Genomic DNA, 18890 nt, shown 5'->3' on the forward strand with positions numbered 1-18890 from the left:
GCGGGCCGGGCCGCGATGTCACAATGGGGGCCGCTTGTGCGTGCGTTCACAAGCTGTCACGCCCCTCCCACCGAAGGTGCCCCCGTGGACATCAAGACCGCTACCGCCCTGCACCGGCTGCGCCTCATCTCGATTCCCGAGGCGCTGTCCTTCCCCGCGCTGATCCTCTTCGGCTCGGTCCTGAGCCGGGTGTCCGACATCGACTTCCTGATGATGCCGCTCGGCATGCTGCACGGCGTGCTGTTCGTGATCTACGTCGTGGCGCTGCTGGACGTCTGGAACAAGACCAAGTGGCCGCTGAAGCGCGTCGCGTTCTTCTTCCTGCTGTGCGTACTGCCGTTCGGCGGCCTGTACGGGGACAAGGTGCTCAAGCGCTACGAGGCGGACGGCGTCATCGCCGCCCGGGCCCGCCGCGAAGGCACGGTCAGCGCGTGATCGTCGCCTTCTCCGTCAGCCCGCTCGGGGCCGGCGAGGACGTCGGTGAGTACGTCGCCGACGCCGTCCGGGTCGTCCGTGAGTCGGGGCTGCCGAACCGCACGGACGCGATGTTCACCTCCGTCGAGGGGGAGTGGGACGAAGTCATGGATGTGGTGAAGCGCGCCGTGGCCGCCGTCGAGGCGCGGGCCGGGCGGGTCTCGCTCGTCCTGAAGGCGGACATCCGCCCCGGGGTCACGGACGGCCTGACCTCCAAGGTGGAGACGGTCGAGCGCTACCTCGCGGAGTGACCCCGCGCCCCCAACGAGCCCCTGCCGGTCCCGGCGGGGGCTCTCCTCATTCCGGGACCGCCAGCGCGATCCCCAGCGGCGTCCGCTCGTACAGCACCTGGTGGCCGTAGCGCCGCGAGGTCAGCAGCCCGGCCGCCCGCAGCACCGACAGATGCCCCGACACGGACGAGGGGGCGAGCCGCAGCCGGTGCGCGAGCGCGCTGGTGCCGGCCGGCTCGTCCAGCGCGCACAGGACGTCGGCCCTGGCCCGGCCGAGCAGCCGGGCCAGGGCGTCGGGGGTGGTGTCGCCCGGGTCCGTCCACAGGCCCCCGATCCCGCGCGCGGGGTAGATCACGGCGGGCGGCCAGGGCGGCTCGTAACCGCTGACCACGTCCGGCCAGGCGAAGACGCTCGGGATCAGCACGAGGCCCTGCCCGCCGAGCACCCGGGAGTGCCGGCCCCGCATCCCCACCAGCGTCAGCGTGGAGTCCGTCCACGTCAGCTGCGGGCTCAACTCCCCGAGAAGGCGTGCGAATCCCACCTCGGCCAGCCGCCGCGAGTGGTACGCGATATCGGCCTCCAGCAGGCCGCGCAGCCTCGACCAGTCCGGTTCGATCAGCGTCCGCCACGCCTCTTCGAGCAGATCGGCCAGGTCCCGCAGGGTCCGCGCGGGGTCGGCGAGCAGCGCCCGTCCGGCGGGGGAGTCCGGCCCACCGGGCCGGTCGGCCAGCGTGAGCGTCAGGTCCTGGGCGACCAGCTCCGGGTCGGTGGCGCGTACGGCCGCGATCTCGTCCTCGAACGCGACGTACGGCCCCGTGGGAGGCGGGCAGAGGAAGTCCGGATTGTGCCCGCCGTCGGTCATCAGCGACCAGAGCGGCCGCAGATCGAGCCCCGAGGCCGCGCCCCGGATGCGCCGCAGCCAGGGCTGGTGGTACCCGTGGCGCTGCGGGCGCAGCAGTGTACGCACGGCGGCCTGGGTCTCCCAGAGCGGGGAGAGCGCGAACCGGCAGCGCAGCAGATCGTTCTCGTCGAGATGCAGATGGAACGGCATGGGCGCCCCTCGCGAAGATTCGGCGTCAGCCGAAAGTCTACGGAGCGGGGGACCCGCTCCTCCAAGCTGCCGCCATGCCGAGCAACAGCAGCCCTTCGCAGGGCACCGCCCACGACCCGACGGACACCCCGCCCGCCCCCCGCGGCTACCGCGCCGTCTTCGCCGTACGCGAGTTCCGCGCGGTCTTCGCCGCGCACCTGCTCTCGCTGCTCGGGGTCGTCGTCAGCGAGCTCGCGCTCACCGTCCTCGTCTACGACCTCACCTCGTCGCCCCTGCTCAGCGCCCTCACCTTCGCGCTCGGCATGCTCCCGTACCTCGTCGGCGGCACCCTGCTCGGCGGCATCGCCGACCGCTACCCGGCCCGCCGGGTCCTGGTCACCTGCGATCTGGTCTGCGCGGTCTGCGTCGCCGTGATGGTGCTGCCGGGCACCCCGGTCGCCGGGCTCCTGGTGCTGCGCTGCCTGGTCGCCGCCGTCTCGCCGGTCTTCACCGGGACGCGGATGGCCGCGCTCACCGACATCCTCGGCGAGGGCGAGCTGTTCGTGCTGGGCCGCTCGCTGCTGCGGATCGTCTCGCAGAGCGCGCTGCTCGCCGGTTTCGGCGTCGGCGGGGTGCTGCTGACCGTGGTCTCGCCGCGCGGCGCGATCACGATCACCGTCGTCACCTTCCTCTGCTCGGCCGCGCTGCTGCGCCTCGGCACCCGCGACCGGCCCGCCCGTGCGAGGGACGGGGGCGGCTCCTCGCTGCTGCGGGAGTCCCTGTCCGGCGCCCGGCTGGTCCTCGGCCACCGCCGCATCCGGGCGCTGCTGCTGCTGTTCTGGCTGCCGCCGATGTTCGTCGTCGCCCCGGAGGCGGTCGCCGCGCCCTATGCCGACGAGATCGGCGTCGGCCCGGCCGCGCTCGGGCTGCTGATGTGCGCCATGCCCGTCGGCCACATCGCCTCCGAGCTGTACGCGGGCTCCGCGCTCCGGCCGCGCACCCGCGAGCGGATCGTGCTGCCGCTGGCCGCCGCCGGTCTGCTGCCCCTCCTGGTGTACGCGCTGACGCCGGGCGTCGTCGGGGCCGCCGCCGCGCTCGTGGTGACCGGGGCCTCCTCCGCGTACGTCATCGGCCTCGACCAGTGGTTCGTGGCGGCCGTCCCGGAGGAGCTGCGCGGGCGGGCGATGACCCTGCTCACCGCCGGGCTCATGACCCTCCAGGGCGTCGGGATGGCGCTCACCGGGCTGGCGGCCGAGTTCTTCCCGGTGCACCAGGTGGTCGCGGGGGCGGCAGTGCTGGGCACTCTGTGCCTGCTGTCCCTGGTCGCCGAGGTGCGCGGAACCGCACCCGTGGCCGGGGTACGGACCGAAGTGCGAGACGGGGAGGACCGCCAAGTTCCCCATGGGTAAGGTCGTGGCCGTGCCGAAGCCGCTCAGCCTTCCCTTCGATCCCATCGCCCGCGCCGACGAGCTCTGGCAGCAGCGCTGGGGCCCGGTCCCGTCCATGGGGGCGATCACCTCGATCATGCGCGCGCAGCAGATCCTCCTCGCGGAGGTCGACGCCGTCGTCAAGCCGTACGGACTGACCTTCGCGCGGTACGAGGCGCTGGTGCTGCTCACCTTCTCCAAGGCGGGTGAGCTGCCGATGTCCAAGATCGGTGAGCGGCTGATGGTCCACCCGACGTCCGTGACGAACACGGTGGACCGGCTGGTGCGCTCCGGCCTGGTCGACAAGCGCCCGAACCCCAACGACGGGCGGGGCACGCTGGCCTCCATCACGGACAAGGGGCGCGAGGTCGTGGAATCGGCCACCCGGGACCTGGTCGCGATGGAGTTCGGACTCGGGGCGTACGACGCCGAGGAGTGCGCCGAGATCTTCGCGCTGCTGCGGCCCCTGCGCATCGCCGCGCAGGACTTCGAGGAGATCTGAGAGACGCGGTTCCGGTGCCCGGCCCGCCGCAAGATCGCCCCGGACGTCCGGTTACGCTCGATGTCATGAAACGCAGTGTGCTGACCCGATACCGGGTGATGGCTTACGTCACCGCCGTCATGTTGCTGATCCTCTGCGTGTGCATGATCTTCAAATACGGCTTCGACAAGGGCGAGGGCCTGACGCTCGTCGTCTCCCAGATCCACGGCGTGCTGTACATCATCTACCTGATCTTCGCCTTCGACCTGGGCTCCAAGGCGAAGTGGCCGATGGGCAAGCTGCTCTGGGTGCTGATCGCGGGCACGATCCCGACGGCCGCGTTCTTCGTGGAGCGCAAGGTCGCCCGCGAGGTCGAGCCGCTGCTCGCGGGCCCGGCGCCGGCGGCCCCCGCCAACGCCTGAGCAGACCCTCCGAACCGCCCCGCGCGAAGCGCCGGGCGGTTTGTCATCGACATTTACTAGGACGTCCTAGTAAATTGGGTGGCATGGACGCTGACCCGATCGAGGAAGGCCGCCGCCGCTGGCAGGCCCGTTACGACAAGGCCCGCAAGCGTGACGCGGACTTCACCACGCTCTCCGGCGACCCGGTCGAGCCCGTGTACGGCCCCCGCCCCGGGGACGCGTACGAGGGCTTCGAGCGGATCGGCTGGCCCGGCGAGTACCCCTTCACCCGGGGGCTCCACCCGACCGGCTACCGGGGCCGCACCTGGACCATCCGCCAGTTCGCCGGCTTCGGCAACGCCGAGCAGACCAACGAGCGCTACAAGATGATCCTGGCCGCCGGCGGCGGCGGGCTGAGCGTGGCCTTCGACATGCCGACCCTGATGGGCCGCGACTCCGACGACCCCCGCGCGCTCGGCGAGGTCGGCCACTGCGGCGTCGCCATCGACTCCGCCGCCGACATGGAGGTCCTGTTCAAGGACATCCCGCTCGGCGACGTCACGACGTCGATGACGATCAGCGGCCCGGCCGTCCCGGTCTTCTGCATGTACCTGGTCGCCGCCGAACGCCAGGGCGTCGACCCGGCCGTCCTCAACGGCACGCTCCAGACGGACATCTTCAAGGAGTACATCGCGCAGAAGGAGTGGCTCTTCCAGCCGGAGCCCCATCTGCGTCTCATCGGCGACCTGATGGAGCACTGCGCGAGCTCCATCCCCGCGTACAAGCCGCTCTCCGTCTCCGGCTACCACATCCGCGAGGCCGGGGCGACGGCCGCGCAGGAGCTGGCGTACACCCTCGCCGACGGCTTCGGCTACGTGGAGCTCGGCCTCTCGCGCGGGCTCGACGTCGACACCTTCGCGCCCGGCCTGTCCTTCTTCTTCGACGCGCACCTCGACTTCTTCGAGGAGATCGCCAAGTTCCGCGCCGCCCGCCGGATCTGGGCGCGCTGGATGAAGGAGACGTACGGCGCCAGGACCGACAAGGCCCAGTGGCTGCGCTTCCACACCCAGACCGCCGGTGTCTCGCTCACCGCGCAGCAGCCGTACAACAACGTCGTACGCACCGCCGTCGAGGCCCTGTCCGCCGTCCTCGGCGGCACCAACTCGCTCCACACCAACGCCCTCGACGAGACCCTGGCGCTCCCCTCCGAGCAGGCCGCCGAGATCGCGCTGCGCACCCAGCAGGTCCTGATGGAGGAGACCGGCGTCGCCAACGTGGCCGACCCGCTGGGCGGCTCCTGGTACGTGGAGCAGCTCACCGACCGCATCGAGGCCGACGCCGAGAAGATCTTCGAGCAGATCAAGGAGCGCGGCACCCGCGCCCACCCCGACGGGCAGCACCCGGTCGGCCCGATCACCTCCGGCATCCTGCGCGGCATCGAGGACGGCTGGTTCACCGGCGAGATCGCGGAGTCCGCGTTCCGCTACCAGCAGTCCCTGGAGAAGGGCGACAAGCGGGTCGTCGGCGTCAACGTCGCGCACGGCTCGGTCACCGGCGACCTGGAGATCCTGCGCGTCAGCCACGAGGTCGAGCGCGAGCAGGTCCGCGCCCTCGCCGGCCGCAAGGAGGCCCGCGACGACGCCCGGGTCAAGAACGCCCTGGATGCCATGCTGGCCGCCGCCCGCGACGGCTCCAACATGATCGCGCCGATGCTCGACGCGGTCCGCGCGGAGGCGACCCTCGGCGAGATCTGCGGCGTCCTGCGCGACGAGTGGGGCGTCTACACGGAGCCGCCGGGCTTCTGACGTACCGGCTGTCCGGCGGCCGCGCCCAGCCCCGCCAGCAGCAGCAGCGTGAAGCGCCGGGCCCAGTCGGCATCGACGGGCTCGGCGCTCACCAGCGTCCGGTGCACCACCGCACCGGCGATCACATCGAAGATCAGGTCCGCCGTCAGGTCCGCCGTGGCCTCGTCCGGCTCGACGGGCAGCTCGCCGCGCTCCTGCGCCCGCCGGCGGCCCTCGAGCACGAGCCGCTTCTGCCGGTTGACGATCGAGCCGCGGATGCGGGCCCGCAGCGCCTCGTCCCGCGTCGACTCGGCGACCACCGCCATCAGCGCGGTCCGGGTCTCCGGCCGGTCCAGGAGCGCGGCGAACTGCAGCACGACCGCCTGCACGTCGGCGGCCAGGCTGCCCAGGTCCGGCATCTCCAGCTCGTCGAAGAGCACCGCGACCGCGTCCACGACCAGCTCGTTCTTGCCCGCCCAGCGCCGGTAAAGGGTCGTCTTGGCGACCCCGGCCCGCGTCGCCACGTCACCCATCGTCAGCTTCGACCAGCCGAGCTCCACGAGCGACTCTCTGGTCGCCTCCAGGATCGCCTCGTCGGCCTCGGCGCTGCGCGGGCGTCCCGATCGTGCGGGTTTGGGGTGGCTGCGGCTGGGCATGCGGCGACCATACCCGTCAGTAGGTAAATCCGACCGGTCCCGGAACCCGTGAGACAGATCACCGAACACTCTTGTGCGCGAGGGGTCGTGGGCAGTTACGCTACGGGTCGTAGCGTAAGGCGTCGGCCCCGGCCGGCGTGAGCGCCACGAACGATCGACAGCCACAGGCGCCGGGTGGGGACCGGGCGCCGAACCGGGTCTTTCAGGGGCCCCTGGGTCGTGTCTGTCCGTCCGCCTCGCACACCGGCGAGGGGCACGGACGGGCGCGGTTCACGTATCGCTTTCCGGAACGGCGCACCGAGGGGGGAGGATGTACGCATGCAGCCCAGAAACATGTCCATGAGCGGCGTCGTCGACCTCGCCGCGGTGAAGGCGGCCGGAGAGGCCAAGACGAAGGCGGAGCAGGCCCGCGCCGAGTCCGCGCGCCAGGGCGGCCCCGCGGCCGTGCCCGCGTCCTCCCTCGTGATCGACGTCAACGAGGCGGGCTTCGAGAACGACGTCCTCCAGCGCTCCGCCGAAGTGCCCGTCGTCATCGACTTCTGGGCCGAGTGGTGCGAGCCGTGCAAGCAGCTGGGCCCCCTCCTGGAGCGCCTGGCCCACGAGTACAACGGCCGCTTCGTGCTGGCCAAGGTCGACGTCGACGCCAACCAGATGCTGATGCAGCAGTTCGGCATCCAGGGCATCCCGGCGGTCTTCGCCGTCGTCGCCGGACAGGCGCTGCCGCTCTTCCAGGGCGCGGCCCCCGAGGCCCAGATCCGCGAGACCCTGGACCAGTTGATCCAGGTCGGCGAGGAGCGCTTCGGCCTCACCGGTATCGCGGTCGACCCGTCGGCGGCCGGCGAGGCCCAGGTGGCGGCTCCGGTTCCGCCGGGCCCCTACGACTCCCTCCTGGAGGCGGCCGCGCAGGCGCTGGACGCCAACGACTTCCCGGGTGCCGTCCAGGCGTACAAGAACGTCCTGTCCGACGACCCGGCCAACAGTGAGGCGAAGCTCGGTCTCGCTCAGGCCGAACTGCTGGCCCGCGTACAGCGGACGGACCCGCAGAAGGTGCGTCAGGAGGCCGCCGAGAAGCCGGCCGATGTGGACGCGCAGCTGGCGGCGGCCGACCTCGACCTCGTCGGCGGCCATGTGGAGGACGCCTTCGGACGGCTCGTGGAGACGGTGCGCCGCACGTTCGGCGAGGACCGCGACCGGGTCCGGCTGCGGCTGCTCGACCTCTTCGAGGTCATCGGCCCGGAGGACCCGAGGGTCGGTGCCGCGCGCACCGCGCTCGCGCGCGTCCTGTTCTGATCCGGTCTGTCCAAGCTGATTGTGCTGAACTGACAACACGGCCGCGGCCGCCCCCGGGCGCCGCGGCCGTTTTCGCGATCAGGCGATAAGAGCAGGCCCTGCTTTACCAAATCTTGATAAAGGCACGGCCTGTTACTCGCAGTAAATCGATCTTCGCGGTCTGTCCCGTTTCGCTCAATCTTCCTCCTTTTCGTCCGCCGTCCCGGCGCAACCGTGTGTGGCTGCTCGGTGCCAGCAGGTCGTGGCCCGGTTATGGGGGCATTACCAGCCAGTAACGAACCCCCTTGTGTCCCGGCCGGGAATGGACCACGATCGGCCACGCTCGGTCCAATAACGCCAGCCCGGCCGCCAGCCGGGAGCGGCGGCTCCATTGGGTCCCCACCGGGCGGGTCGGCGGCAGTGGCGCCGACTCCGGACAGGGGGGTTCCTGCCAGCAGGCAGGGCCTGTCCGAATCAGGTCACGCACACGCGTGACCAGTGGTTGTCGCTCGGGGGTGATCGCCGGTGATGCGGACGTGGTACACGCCTCCGTATCCGGGCGCTCTCCTTTCCGAGGACGTAGCACTTCTCCCATCCCAGGTCGGGCAGGATGCCGGACCGGAGATGTACGTCCGAGAAGGAGGAAAAATATGAGTTCCCAGGTTCGCGGTGGCACGAGATGGAAGCGTTTCGCTGTCGTCATGGTGCCGAGCGTCATAGCCACCGCCGCCGTCGGCGTCGGTCTGGCCCAGGGCGCGCTCGCCGCGTCCTTCAGCGTGTCGGGCCAGGAGTTCAAGGTCAAGGCCGGCGAGCTCGAGGGCTACGACTTCGTGCAGTACGGCAGTGTGGCCACCGAGCAGGGCGCCGACCCCAAGGTCGCTGACGGCAAGGGTCACGCCGTGGCCGTGTCGGGCTTCAGCAAGGCCTACATCACGAACATGTGCCAGTCGGTCGTCACGCCCAACCTGCCGTTCGGCCTCGGCGACATCACGCTGAAGCTGGAGGCGGGCGGCGAGGGCCACGAGCGTGTCTACGCCAAGGACCTCTACCTTGACGTGTCGGAGCTCGACGGCGACGCCAAGTTCCACAACATCGACATCGGTGTGGGTGCCGGTTCGCTGAAGACGGACAAGCCGGGAAGCATCGGCATCCAGCCCGGTACGCAGGCCAACCCCAACGGGTTCGCCCAGCGTGCCGAGAAGGCTGTGCTGACCGATGTCCGCCAGAAGGCGTGGGCCACGACGGCCGGCACCTTCAACCTCAGCGGACTGAAGCTGCGCCTTCACAAGGGCTCCGGCCCCGGCAAGGAGTGCTACTAAGCACTCGTCCGGGCGGGCGGGGGCGTTTCACGCGGCCCCGCCCGCCCACCCTTCTCCTTCTCACAGCAGTACCGGTTCCAGGGAGCTGTTTTCCATGAGCCCCGAATCCCAAGGGCAGAACGAGCACTACCTCTCCGTCGCCCGGCGAGGCTTCCGCAACTGGCGGGGTGGCCGGCCGTTCTGGGCCGGACTGTTCACCATGCTGGGCGGCGTGCCCATCATGTACTTCCCGTACGCGAACATGCACCTCGGCAACATGACGCTGGCGATGTCCACCACGGCCGGCGCCGGTTCGCTGATCATCGGGGTCCTGCTCGTCACGCTGGGCCTGACGATGTGGTTCCACAGCATCGTCCGTGTGTTCGCCGGTGTCGCGGCGATTCTGCTGGCCCTCATCTCCATACCCGTCGCCAACATCGGCGGCTTCGTCATCGGCTTCGTCTTCGCCCTGCTCGGCGGCGCGCTCTCCGTGTCGTGGGTCCCGGGCGAGGCGCCGGCGGAGCAGGAGCCCGCCGCTCCCGCCGAGGAGGCCCCGGAGACCGTCTCGTTCGCGAAGGACGAGACGCTTCCCGAGGGTGCGCTCCACGGGGCGGGCATTCCCCAGCAGCAGGCGTACGGCCCGACCGCCGAGATCGAGGGCGGGAGGCATCGTGCGGGGTGACGACAAGCAGGTCGACGGCGCGGACGAGAGCGGGCTCCAGGAACGCAGAGGGCCCCGCCACGCCGCCCCCAGGAAGTCGCTGCTGACGAAACTCCACATGCCGTCGGGCAAGAAGGCGTTCGCGCTCGCCGCGATGCCGACGGCGGTGTTCGTCGGGATGGGGCTCACCCCGAAGCTGGCGATGGCCGACGACTCGACGGACATCCCCTTCGCGCCCGGCCCCTGTGTGACCCGCTCCGACGAGCCGAGCGAGTCGGCCGACCCGACGCCCTCCGCGTCGAAGACGCCGTCGCCGTCGGCGAGCACGAGCAGCAAGCCGACGCCGGAGACGAGCGACAAGGCGACCCCGAAGCCCACGGCCACCGGCTCGGCGGCCGACACCGGCAGCGAGGCCGCCGACACCGCCGACACCGCGAAGCAGAAGAGCACCGACGCCGCCCCGGCCGAGACCCCGGCCGCCACGCCGTCGCCCACCAAGACGAAGAACCCGCTCGACCCGCTGGGCCTCGGCGACGCGCTCAAGGACCTCTTCGACGGCCCGGACAAGGAGACGGCGAGCCCGGCCCCGACGCCCACCACCGCGAGCCCGAAGCCGTCCGCCACCGCGGACACGAAGGACGACGCCGAGGACAAGCCGGCCGAGAAGTCCGTCGAGAAGGCCACCGGCGCGGCGAAGGACACGGCCGACAAGACCACCGAGGCCATCCGCGAGGCGGCCGGCAAGGCGGGCCGGACGGTCGAGGAGCTCGACGAGGACGTCAAGGGCACCGACGCCAAGAAGGACGAGGACATCCCGGACGGCGCCAAGGAGCCGTTCCCGTGCCCGACCGCGGACCCGGAGGCCCTCGCCAACGCGAAGCTGGAGCCGGGCATCCCGAACCTGCCCACCGACCCGTGGATCCTGGAGAGCTCGCTGCTCACCCTGAACGGGCTCGACTACAAGGGCATCGTCGAGGTGAAGAAGGGCGACGGCACCACGAAGAAGGTGCTGAAGTTCACCGCGTCCTCGATCGACATCAAGGACCTGCACCAGCTGACGACCGGCCCGATGCCGGGCACCACGGGCCACGTGCAGGCGCGGAAGGGCTCCACCTCCACGATCCGCAACGGCACGGTGACGATGTACACGGAGGAGCTGAAGGGCAACCTCTTCGGCCTCATCCCGATCACCTTCAGCCCGGAGACCCCGCCCCCGCTGAACGTCCCGTTCGCCTTCTTCACCAAGGTGAAGGTCACCCAGGCCGGCCAGTTCGGCGGCACCCTGACCGTCCCCGGACTGCACAACTACTTCACCAAGGACGGCGCCTGACGCGTCCGGAACTCGCACAGCGGTGGTGGGCCGCACCCTCGGGGTGCGGCCCACCACCGTGCTCGCCGAGTTGTTCGCTCGCAGTCGAGCGGATGGCAGGCGCCGGCGGTCGCGCCTGCCATCTGTCGGGGCCCTATACCTTTCGATCTCCTTGCCACGTCACCGACGTAAAGGTGGCCGGCCCCCCGTGCGCCATGCCCCTATAGGTCACCTTTCGCATGGATCCGAGTTCGTGGGCGACTCTTCGCGCCAGTTCCTCCCCCTCGCGGAACTGTCGGAATGCGACGTCCTGATACCTGGCCTCATTCCGGTCCCGGAGGTACGCATTCATCTCTGCGTCGATGCCCCGAGCCCACGAGTAGAGGTCGGCCACCATAGCCTCGGACAGTGCAAGTGCGGCCGCTGGATCATCCGGGAAGAAATCCCCGAATCCGTCGGACCGTAGCGGTCCGAACTTGAACTCTCCCTCAACTGCGATGTCGATGGGATGCGGCGGCGTGTCATGGCTGTCCCGCTCCCAGTGGAGGCGGTCGCAGCCCCAGCAGACCCATTTCGCCGTTCCGTGTGGTTCGTCCCAGTAGCGAATGGCCCACGACGGTCCTAGATGACTGGCCAATCCCTGGGTGACCTTCAAGCCACGCGCCGCGTGTTTACGAGCCGCGGCACGGGAGCCGAACCCCTCAGAGGGGCGGGACACAGCCCAGGAGCCAAGCGCCTCCGTCAGACCGGGGGGCAGGATCAGTTGATCGTCGTTCAGCGGAACATTGCGAGTGAAGGAATCGAGGTCGGCGTATGCTCCATCCGGCGAGGTGTACAGCGGAGACGCTTCGCCGCGGGCCTGCACAAGCAGATCGTGTGGCTTCTCGGTCATGCGATGTTTGCTCCTACCACGTAGCCGTTGTCCCCCACGCTAATGGCCACGCGCTGGGTTTTCCCCTGGAAGACCACTTCGAAGATGGGCCTCCCGTTCTGGGTGCCCACCCTTGCGCCGTCGGTCAGAGCCTTGCTCACGAGGGCCGGTATATTCTCTATTCGGACTCCGGCATTGGCGAATTCACCGGCATGCCGGAAGATGATATGGATGAGGCCGGCATTGACGTTACCCGTCTCCAGCCAGGCGATCGGCAGACCGGGCTTTGCGTAGGAGACAATCCACAGCGTATCCGCTCGGTTGAAATTCGCCCCGGAGGCAGTGAGCTTAGCCAACAACTTCGAGTCGAGGGCAGTGGCCGCGATCTTCGCCCGTTCCGCCACACCCTTGGCGACAAGAAAGCCCATGTTCGCCGCACTCGCGGCGTTGCCGATCTGGGCTGCTCCCCCTTCTCCGTAGATCTTCTTCAGATCCGCAAGCACCTGAGCGGCGTCGTCACCGGTCTTGATTGCCAGTTCCGCCCGTGCCGCGAGCTTGGCAGCCTCGGCGAGTTTGGCGAACACCGAGGGCGGTGCCACCAGGACGGCGGCCATAACGCAGTTGGAGACGTGTCCGTGGCGGCACTTGGCCACGTCACCCAGCACCAGTTCGTACAGTATGGCGCCGAGCTTCTCGCCGAAGAGGTTCTGCCAACCGAGTCGGGTGATGTCACCGAAGGAGAAGTGATGAGTCCACTCGTCCTCCTGCTTCTCGAGTGTCAGCGTGTCGAGGTAGATCGCGTCCGACTTCGGGCAGCCTGACTCGGTGGCGGGCACGTCGGGGTTGGCACAGAAGTAGTAGCTGGCCGTGACGTTCACGGTCAGCTTGTACGTGACCGTGCACCCTTGGGGCACGTAGTCGCACGTGTTGAGCTGCTTTGCCGGAGCTGCCTCCGTCATTTTTTCGATGACGGAGAAGACACGCTCGATGCCGACTCCGGCACCCGTGGAGACCTCAGTGTTCGCGGCCTTGTTCGCGGCTTCCGCAGCCGCCTCCTGGGCCCCGTCGGCGTAGGTTTGTGCATCCTTGGCCGCTTCTTCGGCAGCGGTGGCGTCGGCATCGGCCTGGTCGGCGGCCTTCCGCGCTTTCTCGGCCGCTTCCGTCGCGGCGGTTGCGGCTGCGTGGGCGGCGTCGGCGTCGAGTGCTGCCTGGTCGGCGGAGTCCCGGGCATCTGTAGCGTAGCCTTCGGCGCGCCCGGCTGCCTGGTCTGCGGCGATCGCGTCGATGGCCGCCTGGCCGGCGTAGTCCGTGGAACGGGCCAGTGAAGCGACCGCCTTCGCGGCTGCCGCTGCGGCACCGGCGGAGTAGCCGAGTGCCTCCTTGGAATAGCCACGGGCTTCAGCCGCAGAAGCGGCGGCATCGGCGGCGCTCTGCAGGGCAGCCTTGGTGTCTGCCGCGGCCTTGTCGGCGAGGCTCTGAGCCAGGGCCGCTTCCTTCTGCGCGTTCTTGGCGTGGGCCTCAGCGACAGCCAACTGCTGCTCGGCTATCGTCTTGGACGCCTGCCCCGTGAGTACGACCAGGCTGGCAGTCGCGTCGGTGGAGACGTAGGGGGAGCCGAGTTGAATGGCATCGTTGGCGGGTTTCGATACTTGAGCCGCAGATGCCTTGGCGTCGCCCGCCGCCTGTGCAGTGACATAGGCGAAGCCAGCAGCCTTTGACGCCGCCGCTTGGGCGTTGGCACTTTCCTTCTTGGCGACCTCGGCGTCGGCTTTCGCGTCCTTGGCCTTCTTTTCGGCCGTGTTCGCGAGCTCGACCGCTGCCTTGGCCTCGGATGCGGCGTGCTGTGACGCTTCGATCGCATCGGCGGCAGCACTCGTCGCGGTCATGACCGCTGAGTCCGCCTTCAGCTTCGCGGCCTGCGCCCCGTCGGCGTCCGAGCGGGCGCGTTTGGCCGCGGCCTCGGCGCGAGTGGCGGCCGCGTCTGCGTCCGCGGCAGCCTTCGTTGCGGCGTCCGCCTCCGTTCGCGCTCCTGCTGCGGCTGTTTCTGCTTCCGTTGCGGCGGCATCGGCCTGGTTCGCTGCTGTGCGGGCCTCTCCCGCGTTCTCGTCCGCCTCGTGAGCGTCCGCGTAGGCGTCCTTCGCGTCAGCCTTGGCACGTGCGGCGTTGGCCTTGAGTTCGGCGTCCCAGGCGTCGTCCCGCTTGTCCTTCGCCGTGTCACGCGCTGCTTCCGCAGAGGCACGCTTCTCGGAGGCGGTTGTGGCGGCAGTGTCGGCCTTCTTCTCGGCCGCTACAGCCGCGGACTTGTATGCCTCGGCATTGGTCTTGTGGCCGGCAGCCTCGGACTGCTTGGCTGCCGCAGTCGCCTTTTCCGCCTTGGCCGTCTTCTCCTCGGCCTCCGCCGCGAGTCGCTTGGCATGAGCGTCGGCCGCGGCGGCCTTCGAGTCGGCCTCGGCCTTGACCGCGACGGCGAGCTTGGCTTCGGCGGTCTCCTTGTCCTTCTTCGCGTTGTCCCGGTGAACCTTGGCTGCGGCAGCGGCCGCTGCGGCCTGCTGCGCGGCGAACTGTGCCGCCTCCTTCCGGAACTCCGCCTTGGACTGTGCTGCCTTGGTCACGGCAAGCTGCGTGATGGTCTCGCTGTCCGCAGCGGACGCGTGGGTGGCTGCTTCCGCCGTCTGCCCGGCGGCGACCATGGCATCCAGTGCCGCGCTCGCACCGGCGGTGACCTGAGCCCTCTGCTGAGCGGCCATCAGGCCGCGCCCGCGAGGCGCGCCGTTGCCGTCGGCGATGGCGTAGGCCGCCTGCAGCGCTGTGTTGGTTGCGGTGGCTGCTCGCTTCGCAGCCGCGGCCTGCAGCTTGAGCTGGATGAGCTGAGCCTTGGCGGATGCCCGAGCCTTGGCCAGTTCCTCCTTGGCGTGGACGAACTGGCCTGCGTCGGGCGGATCCGACCAGCCTTCGGTCCACGGACCACCGGGAGCCCAGTAGGCTTGCCAGCGCACCAGGTGGTCGGCCACCCACGAGTTGCCCAGCATGTCGCCGAGGACCCTCGCCCCGGTGGCAAGGGACTTGGTGGAACTGGTGCTGGCATCCAGGATCTGGTTGCGCTGCACGGCTTGCGAAGCGATCTCCTGCTGCCATTCAGCGGCAGCGGTGCTGACCTCGTCGCCCATTACCTTGTTCGGGTCGATCGGGTCGCGCCACGCACACGTGGAGAACCGGGTCTTCAGGTCCTCGACCGCGATGCGGAATTCCGGAGTGTCGGGTTGGGGCGCCGAGCGAGGGAAGCCACCGGACTGCAGGAATATGCGGGCGTTGTCCGCGCTCATCGGTTCCAGCGACCAGTCCGTCAGCTGATCGAACGCCAGCGCCTCGCCGTAGGTTCCGTTCCGCTCATCCTCAGGAACCGAGGTATCGGCGAGGTAGGTGTAGAGCGGGGTGCCCATCGCCGTCACGCCGTCGTGTGTGGTGTCGTCGGCGCGTGGGGTGGGGTCCTCGTAGAGTTCGCTCTCCGACTGCCAGAAGCTGTCCCAGTACCACTGGCTCAGGCCGGTCTGATCGTAGAAGTTTCCTCTGGTGTCACCGGGGAAGCCAGGCGGCCATGCGAAATCTACGTCGCTGCTGAATCCCCCGGGGTCATCCAGGCCGTAGAGCGGGGGCGCATATGCTCGGACCTGATCCGACAGGGCATCGCTCGCCTCGCCAGCGGCCTCCTGGTCGATTTTGTATGCCTCGGCGAGCGGTGTGTGATTCCAGTACTTGTTGTTCGCCTGGATGTGGAGCCCGTCAGGGGGCAGATTGAGGCCGTCCTGGGCGATCCTGGCCATGGATGTGCCGCCCTGGCGCAACACATCGTTCATCAAGCACTGGTCCTGCCGCAGTTGCTCGGTCGGCGTGTCCTCGTACCAGTCCCAGGTGTCGCCGGCCGCCTGCGTGTTCGGCGTTCGGGACCCTTGCGGGATGCTTCCCGGTTGAACGGCGAGCGCTGCGAAGAGTGCGAGGGCGGCGACCGACGCGGCGGGAGCTCTGGTTCTTCGTCGCCGCAGAGGCTGTCGCAGGGTCCTCAAAGAGGGCATTGCCGTCCTTCCGTGCATTGCTGACGTGCAGCCGCAAATGAGGCGACCGTGGGCTGTGGCTGCGTGATGAGGATCGGATCGGAGCGCGTACGCGCAGGGGGAGAAGCGCTTTTGAACGCTTCCGAGGTGCGGCGTTCGCAAGATCTACATGTCGAACACACACTAGATACACAGGGTGAGCGTGTGGCAAGATCCCGAAGGGCAAACGTCCTGCAAACGCCTTGAAGTAGTCGTGTGCGGCGGGATCCGCCTGTTGGGGAGGCCTGGCGGCTCCTTCTATCCCTGCGCTTACAAGGCCTTGACGCACCACCAGCTGCTGACCGTGTGCGCGCTTCGGATCCGAGCACCAGGAGACTGCATGACCGGACGTACTGATCGCCGGCCCCGTGTCGTGAGGGTTGCTGTGTCCATCGCGGCACTGGCCGCGGTACTGGCTGCCAGCCCCGGCAGCGCGGCGGTGGCGAGGACGGACGAGTCCCCGGCCGTACGGGCCGCGGAGCTCGTCACCGAGAAGGGGGCTCAAGCGGACACCGGGGTCGCCGCGTCGGCGTCGGCCTCCGATGCCGCCGTGTTCGGGATATTCGGTATCGACGCGGCGGGCAAGCTCTACTCCTACGCACCGGATGGCTCCGGCAGCCTCGCTCGCCGAGAGCTGCTGGCGAGCGACTACGAAGACGTGAGAATGTCCAGCAGCGCCGACGACGACGGGGACGGAGTCTCCGACGACACCTGGGTCTGGACCACGGCCGGTGGACTCGCGAGCAGCTACGGATACGGCTACGTCGGCGGCGGCTGGAACATCTACGACGTCGTGTTCTCCCCCGGAAGCCTCGGTGGAGCGAAGGGGTACGACGTACTGGGCCGGGACGCAGCGGGCAAGCTGTGGCTCTACTTCGGATACAGCGATGGCACGCTCACCGCCCGCCACGAGATCGGGAGCGGTTGGGGCCAGTACACCCAGATCGCAGGCAAGGGCGATCTCACCGGTGACGGCAAGCCTGACATCGTCGCACGCGACACCACGGGGATGCTGTGGCTCTACAAGGGGACCGGAGACGCGGCAGCCCCGTTCGCCGCGAAGACCAAGATCGGTAGCGGGTGGAATCAGTACGACTCGCTGGTCGGTGCCGGAGACATCGATCTCGACGGCAGGGCGGACCTCATCGCTCGCAACACCGCCGGCGACCTTTTCCTGTACAAGGGCACGGGCAATGCCGCGGCCCCCTACGAGCCCAAGAAGCAGATCGGGTACGGGTACGACATCTACCGTGTCATGTTCTCCTGACGGCCCACAGAGGTGAAGGTCACCCAGGCCGGCCAGTTCGGCGGCACGCTGACCGTCCCGGGACTGCACAACTACTTCACCAAGGACGGCGCCTGACGGCTCCCTCCGGTACGGCGACGGCCCGGCACCCCCGCGCGGGGGTGCCGGGCCGTCGCCGTGTGTGTCAGCCCTGGTCCTGGCCACCAACGTGGTGGACGCGGACCATGTTGGTGGTGCCGGGGACGCCGGGGGGTGAGCCGGCCGTGATGACCATCGTGTCACCGGCGTTGTAGCGGTTCAGCTTCAGCAGCTCCGAGTCGACCAGGTCGACCATCGCGTCCGTGTTGTCCACGTGCGGGACGACGTGGGCCTCGACGCCCCAGCTGAGGGCCAGCTGGTTGCGGGTGGACTCGTCCGTGGTGAAGGCCAGGATCGGCTGGGCCGCGCGGTAGCGGGAGAGGCGGCGGGCGGTGTCACCGGACTTGGTGAAGGCGACCAGGGCCTCGCCGCCCAGGAAGTCCGCGATCTCGCAGGCCGCGCGGGCGACCGAACCGCCCTGGGTACGGGGCTTCTTGCCCGGGACCAGCGGCTGGAGGCCCTTGGAGAGCAGCTCCTCCTCGGCGGCGACGACGATCTTCGACATGGTCTTGACGGTCTCGATCGGGTACGCGCCGACCGAGGACTCCGCGGAGAGCATGACCGCGTCCGCGCCGTCCAGGATCGCGTTGGCGACGTCGGACGCCTCGGCGCGGGTCGGGCGGGAGTTGGTGATCATCGACTCCATCATCTGGGTCGCCACGATCACCGGCTTGGCGTTGCGCCGGCACAGCTCCACCAGGCGCTTCTGCACCATCGGGACCTTCTCCAGCGGGTATTCGACGGCGAGGTCGCCGCGGGCGACCATCACACCGTCGAACGCCATGACGACGCCCTCCATGTGCTCGACGGCCTGCGGCTTCTCCACCTTGGCGATGACGGGGACCCGGCGGCCCTCCTCGTCCATCACCTTGTGGACGTCCTTGACGTCGTCGGCGTCGCGGACGAAGGACAGCGCGACCAGGTCGCAGCCCATCCGCAGGGCGAAGCGCAGGTCCTCGACGTCCTTCTCGGACAGGGCCGGGACGTTGACCGCGGCACCCGGCAGGTTGATCCCCTTGTGGTCGGAGATCACCCCGCCCTCGATGACGATGGTGTGGACCCGGGGGCCGTCGACGGAGACGACCTTGAGCTCGACGTTGCCGTCGTTGATCAGGATCGGGTCGCCCTTGGCGACGTCATTGGGCAGGCCCTTGTAGGTCGTGCCGCAGATCGACTTGTCCCCGGGGACGTCCTCGGCGGTGATGACGAACTCGTCCCCGCGGACCAGCTCGACCGGACCCTCGGCGAACTTCGCCAGGCGGATCTTCGGGCCCTGGAGGTCGGCGAGCACGCCCACCGCCCGCCCGGTCTCGGCGGCGGCCTTGCGGACCCGGTCGTACCGACCCTGGTGTTCCGCGTGGGAGCCGTGACTGAAGTTGAAACGGGCCACGCTCATGCCGGCCTCGATCAGAGCGACGAGCTGCTCATGGGAGTCGACGGCGGGGCCGAGGGTGCAGACGATTTTGGAACGGCGCATGAGGCGGATCCTATCGGTTTGTTTCGCTGCGGAATATTCCGGCTGGTGGA

General features: G+C 69.3%; 16 protein-coding genes. 11 read left to right on the plus strand and 5 right to left on the minus strand.

Features of this window, described 5'->3' with window-relative positions; translation table 11 throughout:
- Positions 1-84 precede the first annotated feature (84 nt).
- The gene (locus OG242_RS23010) at positions 85-435 is read left to right on the plus strand and encodes a DUF3817 domain-containing protein (RefSeq protein WP_359077255.1); all 351 of its coding nucleotides are present in this window, start codon (positions 85-87) and stop codon (positions 433-435) included.
- Complete coding sequence (locus OG242_RS23015) at positions 432-725, plus strand: MTH1187 family thiamine-binding protein (RefSeq protein ID WP_405899950.1); 294 nt, start codon at positions 432-434, stop codon at positions 723-725. The genes OG242_RS23010 and OG242_RS23015 overlap by 4 nt, the downstream gene beginning before the upstream one ends.
- Positions 726-771: 46 nt before the next feature.
- On the opposite strand, the gene OG242_RS23020 is transcribed toward OG242_RS23015, so the two are convergent.
- Positions 772-1755, minus strand: a complete 984-nt coding sequence (locus OG242_RS23020) for a DUF5937 family protein (RefSeq protein WP_405899951.1) — start codon at positions 1753-1755, stop codon at positions 772-774.
- A gap of 74 nt (positions 1756-1829) precedes the next feature.
- Here OG242_RS23020 and OG242_RS23025 point away from each other — a divergent pair, with 74 nt between their 5' ends.
- The 4 genes from OG242_RS23025 to OG242_RS23040 all read left to right on the plus strand — a co-directional run bounded on the left by OG242_RS23025 (position 1830) and on the right by OG242_RS23040 (position 5848).
- On the plus strand, positions 1830-3143 hold the full coding sequence (locus tag OG242_RS23025; RefSeq protein WP_405899952.1) for an MFS transporter: 1314 nt from the start codon (positions 1830-1832) through the stop codon (positions 3141-3143).
- A gap of 10 nt (positions 3144-3153) precedes the next feature.
- Positions 3154-3663, plus strand: coding sequence for a MarR family transcriptional regulator (locus OG242_RS23030; protein ID WP_356318895.1), 510 nt, complete (start codon positions 3154-3156; stop codon positions 3661-3663).
- Between the two features lie 65 nt (positions 3664-3728).
- Complete coding sequence (locus tag OG242_RS23035) at positions 3729-4064, plus strand: DUF3817 domain-containing protein (RefSeq protein ID WP_405899953.1); 336 nt, start codon at positions 3729-3731, stop codon at positions 4062-4064.
- A gap of 83 nt (positions 4065-4147) precedes the next feature.
- Positions 4148-5848 carry a methylmalonyl-CoA mutase gene (locus OG242_RS23040; RefSeq protein ID WP_405899954.1) on the plus strand — a complete coding sequence of 567 codons (1701 nt, stop codon included), beginning with the start codon at positions 4148-4150 and terminating at the stop codon, positions 5846-5848.
- Here OG242_RS23040 and OG242_RS23045 read toward each other — a convergent pair.
- Positions 5824-6483, minus strand: a complete 660-nt coding sequence (locus OG242_RS23045) for a TetR/AcrR family transcriptional regulator (RefSeq protein WP_405899955.1) — start codon at positions 6481-6483, stop codon at positions 5824-5826. The two genes, OG242_RS23040 and OG242_RS23045, sit on opposite strands and share 25 nt — an antisense overlap.
- Positions 6484-6801: 318 nt before the next feature.
- Between OG242_RS23045 and OG242_RS23050 the strand changes: the two genes are divergently transcribed.
- The 4 genes from OG242_RS23050 (at position 6802) to OG242_RS23065 (ending at position 11041) form a co-directional block, all read left to right on the plus strand.
- Positions 6802-7773 carry a tetratricopeptide repeat protein gene (locus OG242_RS23050; RefSeq protein WP_405899956.1) on the plus strand — a complete coding sequence of 324 codons (972 nt, stop codon included), beginning with the start codon at positions 6802-6804 and terminating at the stop codon, positions 7771-7773.
- Between the two features lie 680 nt (positions 7774-8453).
- Positions 8454-9071 (plus strand): DUF6230 family protein, encoded by a 618-nt coding sequence (locus OG242_RS23055; RefSeq protein ID WP_405899957.1) that lies wholly within the window; start codon positions 8454-8456, stop codon positions 9069-9071.
- Between the two features lie 94 nt (positions 9072-9165).
- Entirely contained in the window at positions 9166-9732 is a 567-nt protein-coding gene (locus OG242_RS23060) for a DUF6114 domain-containing protein (protein WP_405899958.1), read from the plus strand.
- On the plus strand, positions 9722-11041 hold the full coding sequence (locus OG242_RS23065) for a hypothetical protein (RefSeq protein WP_405899959.1): 1320 nt from the start codon (positions 9722-9724) through the stop codon (positions 11039-11041). Before OG242_RS23060 ends, OG242_RS23065 begins: the two co-directional genes overlap by 11 nt.
- Positions 11042-11174: 133 nt before the next feature.
- Here OG242_RS23065 and OG242_RS23070 read toward each other — a convergent pair whose 3' ends face one another.
- Together OG242_RS23070 and OG242_RS23075 are read right to left on the minus strand one after the other, a co-directional pair.
- Positions 11175-11912, minus strand: a complete 738-nt coding sequence (locus OG242_RS23070; protein WP_405899960.1) for a hypothetical protein — start codon at positions 11910-11912, stop codon at positions 11175-11177.
- Entirely contained in the window at positions 11909-15745 is a 3837-nt protein-coding gene (locus OG242_RS23075) for a virulence factor (protein WP_405899961.1), read from the minus strand. The genes OG242_RS23070 and OG242_RS23075 overlap by 4 nt, the downstream gene beginning before the upstream one ends.
- 619 nt (positions 15746-16364) lie before the next feature.
- Between OG242_RS23075 and OG242_RS23080 the strand changes: the two genes are divergently transcribed.
- Positions 16365-17246 carry an FG-GAP repeat domain-containing protein gene (locus OG242_RS23080; RefSeq protein WP_405899962.1) on the plus strand — a complete coding sequence of 294 codons (882 nt, stop codon included), beginning with the start codon at positions 16365-16367 and terminating at the stop codon, positions 17244-17246.
- Positions 17247-17409: 163 nt separating this feature from the next.
- Here the strand turns inward: OG242_RS23080 and pyk are convergent, their stop codons facing one another.
- Positions 17410-18840 (minus strand): pyruvate kinase, encoded by a 1431-nt coding sequence (gene pyk, locus OG242_RS23085; RefSeq protein WP_405899963.1) that lies wholly within the window; start codon positions 18838-18840, stop codon positions 17410-17412.
- Positions 18841-18890 lie beyond the last annotated feature (50 nt).

This window comes from Streptomyces sp. NBC_00727 (assembly GCF_045161745.1).
GTDB lineage: Bacteria > Actinomycetota > Actinomycetes > Streptomycetales > Streptomycetaceae > Streptomyces.

Coding starts and splice junctions, on each gene's coding strand:
- OG242_RS23075 (WP_405899961.1), bottom strand. CDS start 15,745: ATGAACGATGTGTTGCGCCAGGGCGGCACATCCATGGCCAGGATCGCC.
- OG242_RS23025 (WP_405899952.1), top strand. CDS start 1,830: ATGCCGAGCAACAGCAGCCCTTCGCAGGGCACCGCCCACGACCCGACG.
- OG242_RS23035 (WP_405899953.1), top strand. CDS start 3,729: ATGAAACGCAGTGTGCTGACCCGATACCGGGTGATGGCTTACGTCACC.
- OG242_RS23055 (WP_405899957.1), top strand. CDS start 8,454: ATGGTGCCGAGCGTCATAGCCACCGCCGCCGTCGGCGTCGGTCTGGCC.
- OG242_RS23020 (WP_405899951.1), bottom strand. CDS start 1,755: ATGCCGTTCCATCTGCATCTCGACGAGAACGATCTGCTGCGCTGCCGG.
- OG242_RS23060 (WP_405899958.1), top strand. CDS start 9,166: ATGAGCCCCGAATCCCAAGGGCAGAACGAGCACTACCTCTCCGTCGCC.
- pyk (WP_405899963.1), bottom strand. CDS start 18,840: ATGCGCCGTTCCAAAATCGTCTGCACCCTCGGCCCCGCCGTCGACTCC.
- OG242_RS23045 (WP_405899955.1), bottom strand. CDS start 6,483: ATGCCCAGCCGCAGCCACCCCAAACCCGCACGATCGGGACGCCCGCGC.
- OG242_RS23070 (WP_405899960.1), bottom strand. CDS start 11,912: ATGACCGAGAAGCCACACGATCTGCTTGTGCAGGCCCGCGGCGAAGCG.
- OG242_RS23040 (WP_405899954.1), top strand. CDS start 4,148: ATGGACGCTGACCCGATCGAGGAAGGCCGCCGCCGCTGGCAGGCCCGT.
- OG242_RS23050 (WP_405899956.1), top strand. CDS start 6,802: ATGCAGCCCAGAAACATGTCCATGAGCGGCGTCGTCGACCTCGCCGCG.